Origin of the sequence: Streptomyces sp. NPDC048057 (assembly GCF_040653095.1) — a bacterium.
Lineage (GTDB): Bacteria > Actinomycetota > Actinomycetes > Streptomycetales > Streptomycetaceae > Streptomyces.
Genome location: NZ_JBEZNF010000006.1, coordinates 83674 through 96696, shown reverse-complemented (window position 1 = coordinate 96696; position 13023 = coordinate 83674). Strand labels below are relative to the sequence as shown.

Annotated in this window: 10 protein-coding genes, 1 pseudogene and 1 riboswitch; of the genes and pseudogenes, 5 read left to right on the top strand and 6 right to left on the bottom strand. The window is 71.7% G+C overall.

Features of this window, described 5'->3' with window-relative positions; genetic code table 11:
• Positions 1–47: 47 nt before the first annotated feature.
• From rlmN to AB0E05_RS08585, 4 genes are all read left to right on the top strand, one after another.
• A complete protein-coding gene (rlmN, locus tag AB0E05_RS08600; protein WP_361960741.1) occupies positions 48–1154 on the top strand; it encodes a 23S rRNA (adenine(2503)-C(2))-methyltransferase RlmN in 1107 nt (368 codons plus the stop codon).
• A 126-nt stretch (positions 1155–1280) separates the two neighbouring features.
• Positions 1281–1391: riboswitch (TPP riboswitch) on the top strand.
• A gap of 80 nt (positions 1392–1471) precedes the next feature.
• Positions 1472–2575 carry a thiamine ABC transporter substrate-binding protein gene (locus tag AB0E05_RS08595; protein WP_361960739.1) on the top strand — a complete coding sequence of 368 codons (1104 nt, stop codon included), beginning with the start codon at positions 1472–1474 and terminating at the stop codon, positions 2573–2575.
• 65 nt (positions 2576–2640) lie between these two features.
• A complete protein-coding gene (locus AB0E05_RS08590) occupies positions 2641–4293 on the top strand; it encodes an iron ABC transporter permease (RefSeq protein WP_361961066.1) in 1653 nt (550 codons plus the stop codon).
• Positions 4293–5312: an ABC transporter ATP-binding protein gene (locus tag AB0E05_RS08585; protein ID WP_361960737.1), complete on the top strand. Its 1020-nt coding sequence runs from the start codon at positions 4293–4295 to the stop codon at positions 5310–5312. Before AB0E05_RS08590 ends, AB0E05_RS08585 begins: the two co-directional genes overlap by 1 nt.
• Here AB0E05_RS08585 and AB0E05_RS08580 read toward each other — a convergent pair.
• From AB0E05_RS08580 to AB0E05_RS08565, 4 genes are all read right to left on the bottom strand, one after another.
• Positions 5301–6467: a hypothetical protein gene (locus AB0E05_RS08580; protein WP_361960735.1), complete on the bottom strand. Its 1167-nt coding sequence runs from the start codon at positions 6465–6467 to the stop codon at positions 5301–5303. The two genes, AB0E05_RS08585 and AB0E05_RS08580, sit on opposite strands and share 12 nt — an antisense overlap.
• Positions 6449–7174, bottom strand: coding sequence for an ATP-binding cassette domain-containing protein (locus tag AB0E05_RS08575; protein WP_361960733.1), 726 nt, complete (start codon positions 7172–7174; stop codon positions 6449–6451). The genes AB0E05_RS08580 and AB0E05_RS08575 overlap by 19 nt, the downstream gene beginning before the upstream one ends.
• Before the next feature lie 285 nt (positions 7175–7459).
• A complete protein-coding gene (locus tag AB0E05_RS08570) occupies positions 7460–8848 on the bottom strand; it encodes an aspartate aminotransferase family protein (protein ID WP_361960731.1) in 1389 nt (462 codons plus the stop codon).
• Positions 8833–9348: an Lrp/AsnC family transcriptional regulator gene (locus AB0E05_RS08565; protein WP_361960729.1), complete on the bottom strand. Its 516-nt coding sequence runs from the start codon at positions 9346–9348 to the stop codon at positions 8833–8835. Before AB0E05_RS08565 ends, AB0E05_RS08570 begins: the two co-directional genes overlap by 16 nt.
• Before the next feature lie 245 nt (positions 9349–9593).
• On the opposite strand from AB0E05_RS08565, the gene AB0E05_RS08560 reads away from it, so the two are divergent.
• Complete coding sequence (locus AB0E05_RS08560) at positions 9594–11033, top strand: gamma-aminobutyraldehyde dehydrogenase (RefSeq protein ID WP_361961064.1); 1440 nt, start codon at positions 9594–9596, stop codon at positions 11031–11033.
• A gap of 136 nt (positions 11034–11169) precedes the next feature.
• On the opposite strand, the pseudogene AB0E05_RS08555 reads toward AB0E05_RS08560, so the two are convergent.
• Both AB0E05_RS08555 and AB0E05_RS08550 read right to left on the bottom strand, forming a co-directional pair.
• Positions 11170–12035: pseudogene (locus AB0E05_RS08555) on the bottom strand (serine hydrolase domain-containing protein).
• Positions 12036–12198: 163 nt separating this feature from the next.
• On the bottom strand, positions 12199–12987 hold the full coding sequence (locus tag AB0E05_RS08550; protein ID WP_361960727.1) for an SAM-dependent methyltransferase: 789 nt from the start codon (positions 12985–12987) through the stop codon (positions 12199–12201).
• Positions 12988–13023: the final 36 nt, after the last annotated feature.

Below are 13023 nucleotides of genomic sequence, written 5' to 3'. Positions count from 1 at the left end.
ACAGGATGGCGAGCCCTTCGTCGTATCTCTGCGACACTGGATGGACCATGCCCAAGCCCGGAGAACTCACATTCATCGCGCCCCGCGGAGCCAAGAAGCCCCCGAGGCACCTTGCCGACCTCTCGCCCGCCGAGCGGAAGGACGCCGTCGCCGCGATCGGCGAGAAGCCCTTCCGCGCCAAGCAGCTGTCGCAGCACTACTTCGCCCGGTACGCGCACGACCCGGCTCAGTGGACCGACATCCCTGCCGCCGCGCGGGAGAAGCTGGCCGCGGAGCTGCTGCCCGACCTGATGTCGGTCGTGCGGCACATCTCCTGCGACGAGGACACCACCCGCAAGACCCTGTGGCGGCTGCACGACGGGACGCTCGTCGAGTCCGTGCTGATGCGCTATCCCGACCGGGTGACGATGTGCATCTCGTCCCAGGCCGGCTGCGGGATGAACTGCCCGTTCTGCGCCACCGGCCAGGCCGGGCTCGACCGCAACTTGTCGACCGCGGAGATCGTGCACCAGATCGTGGACGGGATGCGGTCGCTGCGCGACGGCGAGGTGCCCGGCGGCCCCGCCCGGCTGTCGAACATCGTCTTCATGGGCATGGGCGAGCCGCTGGCGAACTACAAGCGGGTGGTGGGCGCGATCCGTCGGCTCACCGACCCCGAGCCCGACGGCCTCGGGCTGTCCCAGCGCGGGATCACGGTCTCCACCGTCGGTCTGGTGCCGGCGATGCTGCGCTTCGCGGACGAGGGCTTCAAGTGCCGGCTCGCGGTGTCCTTGCACGCCCCGGACGACGAACTGCGTGACACCCTCGTCCCGGTGAACACCCGCTGGAAGGTCCGCGAGGTCCTGGACGCCGCGTGGGAGTACGCGGAGAAGTCGGGTCGTCGCGTCTCCATCGAGTACGCGCTGATCCGCGACATCAACGACCACGCGTGGCGCGGTGACCTGTTGGGCCGGCTGCTCAAGGGGCGGCGCGTCCATGTGAACCTGATCCCGCTGAACCCGACTCCGGGGTCGAAGTGGACCGCGTCCCGGCCGGAGGACGAGCGGGCCTTCGTCGCAGCGATCGCGGCCCACGGGGTCCCGGTCACGGTGCGGGACACCCGGGGGCAGGAGATCGACGGGGCGTGCGGACAGCTCGCCGCGTCCGAGCGCTGACGACGGGGGTCGTGCACGGGTCGGGTCGCGAGGCGGGCGCACTGCGCCTTCAGCGTGCGGGGTGCGCAGGCACCCGCCCCTGCCGCCGCCTGCGGCTGACCTTGTAGTCTGACCCGTACATCTGCATAAATCCGACAGGGGAGCGCCACAGCGCTGAGAGTGCGGTACCCATCAGACCGCAGACCCTCTGAACCTCGCCCAGGTCATTCTGGGTAGGAAGTTCGGTCACCACTCAAGCTGTTGCGCCCTGCCCGCGTCTTCGACGAGACCGGGCCGGGCCGCGTCTCTTCCTGGCCACCCCCAGGAGGAATCGATCCGTGAGCAGTATCAGGAAGAAGACGGTCGCCGCGCTGGCCGCGGCGCTCGGCGTGAGCGTGCTCGCCGCCTGCGGCGGGGAGTCCTCCGGTGACTCCGGAGCCAAGGACGGCGACGGCAAGGGCTCGAAGACGGTCACGCTGGTGAGCCACGACTCCTTCGCCGCCTCCGAGGCCGTGCTCAAGGAGTTCACCCGGCAGACCGGCTACACGGTCAAGGTCCTCAAGAGCGGGGACACCGCGGTCGCGCTCAACAAGGAGATCCTGACGAAGGGCTCCCCGCAGGGCGACGTGTTCTTCGGCGTCGACAACACCCTGCTGTCCCGCGCGCTCGACAACGGCCTCTTCACGCCCCACGAGGCCAAGGGCCTCGACCAGGTGCCGGCGACCGTGCAACTCGACAAGGACAAGCACCGGGTCACCCCGATCGACACCGGCGACGTCTGCGTCAACTACGACAAGAAGTACTTCGCCGACAAGAAGCTCGCGCCGCCGCAGACCTTCGAGGACCTGGCCAAGCCCGAGTACAAGGACCTGCTCGTCGTGGAGAACGCGGCCACGTCCTCCCCGGGCCTCAGCTTCGTCCTCGGCACCGTCGCGCACTTCGGCGAGGACGGTTGGCAGGACTACTGGAAGCAGCTCAAGGGCAACGGAGTCAAGGTCGTCGACGGCTGGGAGCAGGCGTACAACGAGGAGTTCTCCGGGTCCGCCGGGGGCAAGAAGGCCAAGGCCGACCGGCCGCTGGTGGTCTCGTACGCCTCCAGCCCGCCCGTCGAGGTGCTGTTCGCCGACCCGCAGCCGGCCGAGGCGCCCACCGGGGTCGCCACCGGGACCTGCTTCCGGCAGGTCGAGTTCGCGGGCCTGCTGAAGGGCGCGAAGAACGAGGCCGGCGGCAAGGCCCTGCTGGACTTCATGGTCTCCAAGACGTTCCAGGAGGACATGCCGCTGAACATGTTCGTCAACCCGGTGGTCAGCGGGGCGAAGCTGCCCGAGCTGTTCACCCGGCACGGCGCGGTGGTCGAGAAGCCGACGACGCTGGCGCCCGACACCATCTCCAAGAACCGTGAGCAGTGGGTTCAGACGTGGTCCTCGCTCGTGGTGAAGTGACCCGGCCCGCGGCGGGGCGCCGCGGCCGGGCGCCCCGCACGGGGAACGCGACACGGCTCGCCCTGATGGCGCTGCCCGTCGCGTTCTTCGGCGTCTTCTTCGCGTACCCCGTGGCCGCGATCGTCGGCCGCGGGCTGCGGGACGGCGGGCGTTGGCAGTTCGGGCGCATCGGCGAGGTGCTGGGCCGCCCGGACGTCCTCGACGTGCTGTGGTTCACCACCTGGCAGGCGCTGGCGTCGACCGCGCTCACCCTGTTCGTCGCGCTGCCGGGGGCGTACGTCACGGCCCGCTACGACTTCCCGGGCAAGCGGCTGCTGCGGGCGGTGGTGACCGTGCCGTTCGTGCTGCCGACCGTCGTCGTCGGCACCGCCTTCCTGGCGCTGCTGGGTCGCGGCGGACTGCTCGACGAGGCGTGGGGGATCCGCCTCGACACCACTGTGTGGGCGATCCTCCTCGCCCACGTCTTCTTCAACTACGCCGTGGTGGTGCGGACCGTGGGCGGCCTGTGGGCGCAGCTCGACCCGCGCCAGGAGGAGGCGGCGCGAGTGCTGGGCGCGGGGCGCTTCGCCGCCTGGCGCACGGTCACGCTCCCGGCGCTCGCGCCGTCCCTGGCCGCCGCGGCGCTGATGGTCTTCCTCTTCACCTTCACCTCCTTCGGCGTGGTCCAGATCCTGGGCGGGCCCGGCTTCTCGACCCTGGAAGTGGAGATCTACCGGCAGACCGCGCAACTGCTGGACCTGCGCACGGCCGCCGTCCTGACCCTGGTGCAGTTCGCCGCCGTCGGCGCGGTGCTGGGCGTGCACGCGTGGACGGTACGGCGCCGGGAGGGCGCGTTGACGCTGGTGGACCCGGCCTCCACCGCCCGCCGGCCGCGCGGGGCGCGGCAGTGGGCGCTGCTCGGCGGGGTGCTGACCACGGTCGTGCTGCTGGTGCTGGTGCCGCTGGGCGTCCTGGTGGAGCGCTCGCTGTCCACTCCCGACGGCTACGGCTTCGACTACTACCGGGCGCTCGGCTCGCTCGACGCGAGCGGGGGCGCCTTCCTCGTACCACCGGTGCACGCCGTGGGGAACTCGCTGCGGTACGCGCTGGCCGCGACCGCGATCGCGGTCGTCGTGGGCGGGCTCGCGGCGGCGGCGCTGGCGCGGCGGCCCGGGCCCGAGGGGCGGGAGCGCGGGGCGGGGCGGCTGGTGCGTGGCTTCGACGCGCTGCTGATGCTGCCGCTCGGGGTCTCGGCGGTGACGGTGGGCTTCGGCTTCCTGATCACGCTCGACGAGCCGCCGTTGGACCTGCGGGCCTCGTGGATCCTGGTGCCGCTGGCGCAGGCGCTGGTCGGGGTGCCGTTCGTGGTGCGCACCATGCTGCCGGTGCTGCGGGCGGTCGACGGGCGACTGCGGGAGGCGGCGGCGGTCCTCGGGGCGTCGCCGCTGCGGGTGTGGCGGGAGGTGGACCTGCCGTTGGTGCGGCGGGCGCTGCTGATCTCCGCGGGCTTCGCGTTCGCCGTGTCGCTCGGCGAGTTCGGTGCGACCGTCTTCATCGCCAGGCCCGACAACCCGACGCTGCCGGTTGCCGTCGCCAGGCTGCTGGGGCGGCCCGGCGAGCTCAACTACGGGCAGGCGATGGCCCTGAGCACGATCCTGATGGTGGTGTGCGCGGGCGCGCTGCTGTTGCTGGAGCGGATCCGCCTGCGCACGACCAACGGCTCGACCGGGGAGTTCTGATGCTCGTACTCGACGACGTGACCGTACGCTTCGGGGCGCGGGCGGCGCTCGACGGCGTGGACCTGACGGTCGCCGACCACGAGGTGGTCTGCGTCCTCGGGCCCAGCGGCAGTGGGAAGTCCACCCTGTTGCGGGTGGTCGCCGGATTGCAGCGGGCGGACCGGGGGCGGGTGTTGCTCGCCGGCGCCGACCAGACGGGCGTACCGGTGCACCGGCGCGGCCTGGGCCTGATGTTCCAGGACCACCAGCTCTTCCCCCAGCACGACGCGGGCGGGAACGTCGCCTTCGGACTGCGGATGCGGGGTGACGGGCGGGAGGCGCGACGGGCGCGGGTCGCGGAGCTGTTGGAACTCGTCGGGCTGCCCGGCGCGGAGCAGCGCGCGGTCGGCTCGCTGTCCGGCGGCGAACAGCAACGGGTCGCGCTGGCGCGGGCGCTGGCCCCCGAGCCTCGGCTGCTGATGCTCGACGAACCGCTGGGACAGCTTGACCGCGGGCTGCGGGAGCGCCTGGTGGTGGAGTTGCGGGCGCTCTTCGGGCGGCTGGGGACGACCGTGCTGGCGGTCACGCACGACCAGGGCGAGGCGTTCGCGCTCGCCGACCGCGTGGTGATCATGCGGGAGGGCCGGATCGCCCAGACCGGTGCGCCGCTGGAGGTCTGGCAGCGGCCTGCCGACGCCTTCGTGGCGCGGTTCCTCGGCTTCGACAACGTGGTCGCCGCCACCGTCAGCGGGTCGGTGGCGGACACGGCGTGGGGCAAGCTGCCGCTGCTGGACCCGGCCGGGGACGGCGAGCGCGAGGTGCTGGTGCGGCCCGCGGGGGTGCGGCTGACGGACCCGGAGGAGGGCCTGCGCTGCACGGTCGAGGCGCGGACCTTCCGGGGCGACCGGGTCGCCGTACGGCTGCGGCCGGCGACCGGCCCCGTACTGGAGGCGGAGGTGCCGCTGCGGGATGCCCCCGAGGAGCACGCCGAGGTGGGGGTCGTCTTCGCGGCGGAGGACGTGGTCGTCCTAGCCCCGTAGCGGGGCCACGGCCAGGGTGGCGACCGCCCAGGTCAGCGGGGCGAAGACGGCGAGCAGGGCGAGCACCCGCAGGGCGGTGGCGGCGCGCAGGGTGTTCGCGGGGGTGCCCAGGCGCCGCAGCTCCTCGCGGGTCGTGGTGCGCAGGGCGCGCGCCTCGGACGTGGAGACCAGGAGCGTGGCCGTCGAACAGGCGATCACCAACGTCGTGCCCAGGCCCGTGAGCGGACCGAAGGGACGGGCCCCGCTGCCGGACAGCATCCAGCCGGCGAGCACCGCCGCCGCGACCGCGCACAGCACGCCGAGCGGGCGGCCGATCCGACGGGCCTCCTCCATCAGGACCCGGCCGGCGAGCAGCCGCAGCGCGCTGGGGCGCACCATTTGCACAAGACGGCCGCAGAAGTGCGTCAGGGCGGGCCCTGCGACGGCGAGGCCCACCGCGGTGAGCGCCCAGCCGGTGAGGACGCCGGCCGGGTTCGCGCCGAGGTCACCCGAGAGCCGCAGTCCCTCCCCGGACTGGGCACGGGCCGCGTACGTGCCGATCGCCAGGCCCGCCGCCGTCAGGGCGCACCCCCACGGCAGCCCGCCGGGCGGGGCGGTGGGCACCGGGGGCTCTTCGGGCGGGGCGTCGTCCGCGGCCGTGGTGCGGATGCGGGAGCGCAGTGCGAGGGCGACGGTGACCGTCGCGGCCAGGGGGACGATCGTCAGCAGCGTGAGGGCCGCGGCGAGCGGCAGCGACTCGTCCGCGGCCAGCAGTTCGGCTGCGGCGCCGTCGAACGGCAGCCCCGTCAGATCACCCCGCAGGTGCAGGAAGACCAGCAGGGCGAGCATGCTGCCCAGCGCGGCGGACACGGCCGTGCCGGAGGCGGCGAGGGCGGCGAGCTGACCGGGGCCGAGGCCGGCGGCGGACAGGCCGCGGCGGGGACGGGTGCTCGGATCCGTACGGGCGACGGCGACCGCGAAGTGCACGGCGGCGGCGAGCGGGACCAGGCACCAGGACAGTCGCAGCAGGGACGCGGAGGGGTCGTCGGGGTGGGCGAGCGCATGGGTGAGGGCGCTCAGCAGCAGGAAGCCGACCCCCGCCGACGCGGCTGCGACCAGCAGCCGGCGCAGCACGATCAGGGGGTGGGCGCCTCGGGCTAGACGGAGAGCGAGCACTCGGCCCGGCCTTCCGCTTCGAGGGTGACGGAACCGGTGCGGCGGCCGTCCACCAGGGTGACCGTGCGGTCGGCGAGCGCCGCCACCTCCGGGTCGTAGCTGGCCAGCAGCACCGTGATGCGGTGGGAGCGGGCCGCCGCCAGCACGGTGCGCAGCAGTTGGGCGGCCTCGGCGCTGTGCAGCGCCGCCGTCGGCTCGTCAGCGAAGAGCACGGCGGGCTCGGCCACCAGGGCGCGGGCCGTGGCGGTCCGCTGGCGCTGGGTCTGGGTGAGGGCGTGCGGTCGGGTGCGGGCGACCGGGCCGACGTCGAGGCGGTCCAGCCACTCCAGGGCGGTGGTCTTGGCGACCCGGTGGGGCACGCCGCGCAGCAGCAGCGGCAGGGCGGCGTTCTCCCAGGCGGTGAGCTCCGGTACGAGCGTGGGTTCGGCGCCGATCCAGGCGAAGTGCTCCCGGCGCAGCCGCTCGCGGGGGAGCGCGGGCAGGGTGTGCACGGGGACGCTGTTGAACCACACCTCGCCCTCGTCCGCGACGAGTTGTCCGGACAGACAGCGCAGCAGGGTGGTCTTGCCGCAGCCGCGGGGGCCCTGCACGGACAGGATCTCGCCCTCCCGCACCCCGAGCGAGACGCCGACGAGTGCGGGGGAGCCCCGGTGGGCGTGGTGGAGCGAACGTGCCCAGAGCACGTCGTTGTCCGGCGGAGCCGCCATGGCGTACACCTCGGTTCTGATCAGATGCGTCGTCTTAGATGCGTCGTCCCCCGGTCGTCCCCCGTATGGGGGAACGAGGTTCGGGGCTGATCGGTCACTGGGGGTCCTCCCAGGCCCGCGGGCGGGCAGGGGGAAGGCTAGGCAGCCGGATGCGGGGTGCCGGGAAACACGACGGCCCGGGTGCGTGCCATCCACTCGGATGGGTGCACCCGGGCCGTCTGACGACTCGGTCGACGGCGCGCCGGTCAGGGGCCGGGACGGGGCCTAACCGGCACTTGCGCGGGCTCAGAGCTTGGTCCACGCCTCGGTGAGGACCGTGCGCAGCACGCCTTCGATCTCGTCGAACGTCGACTGGTCGGCGATCAGCGGCGGCGCGAGCTGGATGACCGGGTCGCCGCGGTCGTCGGCACGGCAGTACAGGCCGTTGTCGAAGAGGGCCTTGGAGAGGAAGCCGTAGAGCACGCGCTCCGTCTCCTCGTCCGTGAAGGTCTCCTTGGTGACCTTGTCCTTCACCAGCTCGATGCCGTAGAAGTAGCCGTTTCCACGGACGTCGCCGACGATCGGCAGGTCGTACAGCTTCTCCAGCGTGGCCTTGAAGGCGGCCTCGTTGTCGAGGACGTGCTGGTTCAGGCCCTCGCGCTCGAAGATGTCGAGGTTGGCGATGCCGACGGCCGCGGAGACCGGGTGGCCGCCGAAGGTGTAGCCGTGCAGGAAGGTGTTGTCGCCCTGGTAGAACGGCTCGGCGATGCGGTCCGAGACGATGCAGGCACCGATGGGGGAGTAGCCGGACGTCATGCCCTTGGCACAGGTGATCATGTCCGGGACGTAGCCGAACTTGTCGCAGGCGAAGGTCGTGCCGAGGCGGCCGAAGGCGCAGATGACCTCGTCGGAGACGAGCAGGACGTCGTACTGGTCGCAGATCTCGCGGACCCGCTGGAAGTACCCGGGCGGGGGCGGGAAGCAACCGCCGGCGTTCTGCACCGGCTCCAGGAAGACCGCGGCGACGGTCTCCGGGCCCTCGAAGAGGATCTGCTGCTCGATCTGGTCGGCGGCCCAGCGGCCGAAGGCCTCGGGGTCGTCGCCGTGGATCGGGGCGCGGTAGATGTTGGTGTTCGGCACCTTGTGGGCACCGGGGACCAGCGGCTCGAAGGGGGCCTTGAGCGCGGGCAGACCGGTGATGGACAGGGCGCCCTGCGGGGTGCCGTGATAGGCGACCGCACGGGAGATGACCTTGTACTTGGTGTGCTGGCCACGCAGCTTGAAGTACTGCTTGGCCAGCTTCCAGGCGGTCTCGACGGCCTCGCCACCGCCGGTGGTGAAGAAGACCTTGTTGAGGTCGCCGGGGGCTTCGTGGGCCAGGCGCTCGGCCAGCTCGACGGCCTTGGGGTGGGCGTAGGACCACACCGGGAAGAAGGCCAGCTCCTGAGCCTGCTTGTAGGCGGTCTCGGCCAGCTCCACGCGGCCGTGGCCGGCGTTCACCACGAAGAGGCCGGCGAGGCCGTCGATGTAGCGCTTGCCCTGGTCGTCGTAGATGTAGGTGCCCTCACCGCGGACGATGGTGGGGACGGGGGCGTTCTCGTACGACGACATGCGGGTGAAGTGCATCCACAGGTGGTCGTAGGCGGACTTTGACAGGTCGCTGCGGTCCTGGCTCACGGCTATCGGGTTCCCCACATGTAGGTCTGCTTCTTGAGCTTGAGGTAGACGAAGCTCTCGGTGGACCGCACACCGGGGAGTGCACGAATCCGCTTGTTGATCACTTCGAGCAGATGGTCGTCGTCCTCGCAGACGACTTCCACCATCAGGTCGAAGGAGCCCGCGGTCATCACCACGTACTCGCATTCGGCCATTGCGGTCAGGGCGTCCGCCACGGGGTCGAGGTCGCCCTCGACGCGGATGCCGACCATGGCCTGGCGGCGGAAACCCACGGTGAGCGGGTCCGTCACGGCGACGATCTGCATGACGCCCTGGTCGAGCAGCTTCTGCACGCGCTGGCGCACCGCCGCCTCCGACAGGCCCACGGCCTTGCCGATGGCGGCGTAAGGACGGCGTCCGTCCTCCTGGAGCTGTTCGATGATCGCTAGGGACACGGCGTCGATCGTCGGGGACTGAGGGTTCCCGGCGGTCCCGTTCCTGGAGTCTGCGCTTCGACTGGCCACAAATTCACTGTGCACCGGGACTCCTCCGTCCCGCAAGCCCTCGGCGATGAAATTCGTCGTCCAGGCGCTTAAATCTCACTGAATCCGAAGGTGGCGTGGGTCAGGGCTGACGAAAGCGTCACTGCACCGTTAGGGTGGGGGTGAAGGCCTACCCGTGAGTTCGAGCGTCGTGACCCAGATCCACGACATCCGGCTCGACACCGGGGCGGACCTTCACCCACACCACGGAGAACAGCCGTCAGACAGGAGGGGTGGCAACAGTGACCACCGAGCTGCGTCGTCTGCGCAACTACATCAACGGGGAGTTCCGGGACGCCGCCGACGGGCGGACGATCGACGTCATCAACCCGGCCACCGGCGAGGCGTACGCCACGTCGCCGCTCTCCGGTCAGGCTGACGTCGACGCGGCCATGGAAGCTGCCGAGGCCGCCTTCCCGGCCTGGCGGGACACCACCCCGGCCGAGCGCCAGAAGGTCCTGCTCAAGATCGCGGACGCGTTCGAGGAGCGGGCCGAGGACCTGATCGCCGCCGAGTCGGAGAACACCGGCAAGCCGCTGGACCTGGTGCGCACCGAAGAGGTCCCGCCGATGGTGGACCAGATCCGCTTCTTCGCGGGTGCGGCGCGCATGCTGGAAGGCCGCTCCGCCGGCGAGTACATGGACGGCTTCACCTCCATCATCCGCCGGGAGCCGGTGGGCGTCTGCGCGCAGGTCGCCCCCTGGAACTACCCGATGATGATGGCCGTGTGGAAGTTCGCCCCGGCGCTCGCCGCGGGCAACACGGTCGTCCTGAAGCCGTCGGACACCACGCCCGCGTCCACCCTGCTGATCGCCGAGATCATCGGTGCGATCGTGCCCAAGGGCGTCTTCAACGTCATCTGCGGCGACCGCGAGACCGGGCGCGCGATGGTGGAGCACCCGACGCCCGCGATGGCCTCCATCACCGGCTCCGTGCGCGCCGGCATGCAGGTCGCGGCCTCCGCCGCCAAGGACGTCAAGCGTGTCCACCTGGAGCTCGGCGGCAAGGCCCCGGTCGTCGTCTTCGAGGACACCGACATCGCGAAGGCCGTCGCGGGGATCGCCGAGGCCGGCTACTTCAACGCCGGTCAGGACTGTACGGCCGCCACGCGCGTGCTCGTCCACGAGTCCATCCACGACGAGTTCGTCGCGGAGCTCGCCAAGGTCGCGTCCGAGACCAAGACCGGTGCTCCGGACGAGGCGGACGTGGCCTTCGGCCCGCTGAACAACGCCAACCAGCTCGCGCAGGTCTCCGGCTTCATCGACCGGCTGCCCGCGCACGCCAAGGTCGAGGCGGGCGGTCAGCGCGTCGGCGACAAGGGCTACTTCTACGCCCCGACCGTGGTCTCCGGCCTCAAGCAGGACGACGAGATCATCCAGAACGAGGTCTTCGGCCCGGTCATCACCGTGCAGTCCTTCACGGACGAGGCCCAGGCGCTCACGTACGCCAACGGCGTCGAGTTCGCCCTGGCGTCCTCCGTGTGGACCAAGGACCACGCGCGGGCGATGCGGATGTCCAAGGCGCTGGACTTCGGCTGCGTCTGGATCAACACCCACATCCCGCTGGTCGCGGAGATGCCGCACGGCGGCTTCAAGAAGTCGGGCTACGGCAAGGACCTGTCGGCCTACGGCTTCGACGACTACACGCGCATTAAGCACGTGATGACGTCGCTCGACGGCTGAGCCACCGGCACCACACGATGACCGCCCGAGGGGCGCGGACGCCTTGTCCGCGCCCCTCGCGCCGTCCCGGCCCGGCACGCGTGCGGAGGTCGAGGAGACCACGGCATGCGCTCCTGGCACGACCGAACGAGAGGCCCTAGGGCCGACCGAAGGCGGCCACCACGAGGGCGCCCGCGACCGGGTTCATGTCCTTGGCCTTCGCGTCCGTCGCATTGACGCTGTAGACCAAGGTCCGGGACAGATCGCGGGTCGCCGCCACCACGGTGTTGTAGCCGTACCGGCCGCCCGTCTTGCCCCAGACGTCGCGTCCGCCCAGCTGCTGCACCGACAGTCCGACGCTGAAGGCGGCCAGGGCGCCGGTCCGGTGGTCGGGGACCTCGGGGAGCGTGAACATCTCCTCCAGCAGGGGGCCGCGCACCACGCGGCCCTGGAACAGGGCGGTGATGAACCGCTCCAGGTCCGCGGTCGTGGAGATCAGATCGCCCGCTGCCCAACTGTCCGTCGGATCCCACCGCGTCACACCTCCCCGGCCGGCAGATAGCTGTCGCGCAGGTCGAGCGGCTTCAGGATCCGGTGGGTGGCCTGGGCTTCGTACGAGTCGCCGGTGACGCGCTCGATCAGCAGGCCCGCGATCGTGTACCCCATGTTGTGATAGCGCTGGCAGCTGCCGGGGCGGAACTCCGGGGGCCGCGCGGTCGCCCTGCGGGCCAGGTCCCGCGGGTCGTGCCGGTCGAAGCGGCGGGCGTACGCCTCCTCGGGGGTGGCGCCCGGGAGGCCGGCGGCGGGGATGCCGTGGGTGTGGTTGAGCAACTGCCGGACGGTGACGGCGCCGTACGCCGGCGGGATCAGCTCGGGCAGATACGAACGGGCGGTGGCGTCCAAGGAGACCTTGCCCTCCGCGGCGAGCTGGAGGACCACCGCCGCCACGAACGCCTTCGTCGTCGACCCGGCCCGGAAGCGGCGCTCGGGCAGGGCCGGCCGGCCGCTGCGCAGCTCGCGCACGCCAGGGTGAGCAGGTACGCGGACCAGGTCGCGGCCGGTAGCTCCGGGGCGCGGGGGACCACGAAGGGGATCGTCGTCGCCGCCATCACCAGCAGCGTCAGACCGACGTCCGCACCTCGCTGGCCGCGCCGGTGAACACGCGCCTGCACTGTCCGTCCGTCGGCTACGGCTTGCGGCCCACCGCGCCGAACTGGGCCACCAGCGGCGGCTCGCCGGCGGCCGGGTCGGGGCGCCAGCGGGAGCAGGAGACGACGCCCGGCTCCAGGATCTCCAGGCCGTCGAAGAACGAGGTGACCTCCGCTCCGGTGCGCGCGGTGATCGGCGGGGTCGCGTTCTCGTTCCAGAACGCCATGGCGTCCGCGTTCCCCTCGCCGCCCAGCTCCAGCGTGGGGTGCGTCAGGACCAGGAAGCTTCCCGACGGCACGGCGGCCATGAGGGTGCGGACGATGCTCCGGGCGTGGTCGGTGTCCATGATGAAGTTCAGGATCCCGAGCATGATCACGGCGACGGGTTCCCGCAGGTCGAGCGGGGGTTCCACGGCCGTGACGATCGCCTCGGGGTCGTGCGCGTCCGCGTCCAGGTACTCCGTGCGCCCCTCGGGCGCCGAGGTGAGCAGGGCGCGGGCGTGCGCCAGCACGATGGGGTCGTTGTCGACGTAGACGACCTTCGACTCCGGCGCGATGCGCTGGGCCACCTCGTGGGTGTTCTCGGCGGTGGGCAGGCCCGTCCCGATGTCGAGGAACTGCCGTACGCCCGCCTGCGCGGTCAGGTGCGTCACCGCGCGGCCCAGGAACGCGCGGTCGGCGCGGGCGACCTCGCCGATGCTCGGGTACAGGTTCGTGACGTGGTCGCCGACGGACCGGTCCACGGGGTAGTTGTCCTTGCCGCCCAACCAGTGGTTCCACACACGGGCGTTGTGTGCCACGTCGGTGCGGATCCTGTCGTTGCTCATCGGGGCTCCTCGACGTCGCGGACCGGTGCGCGTGCC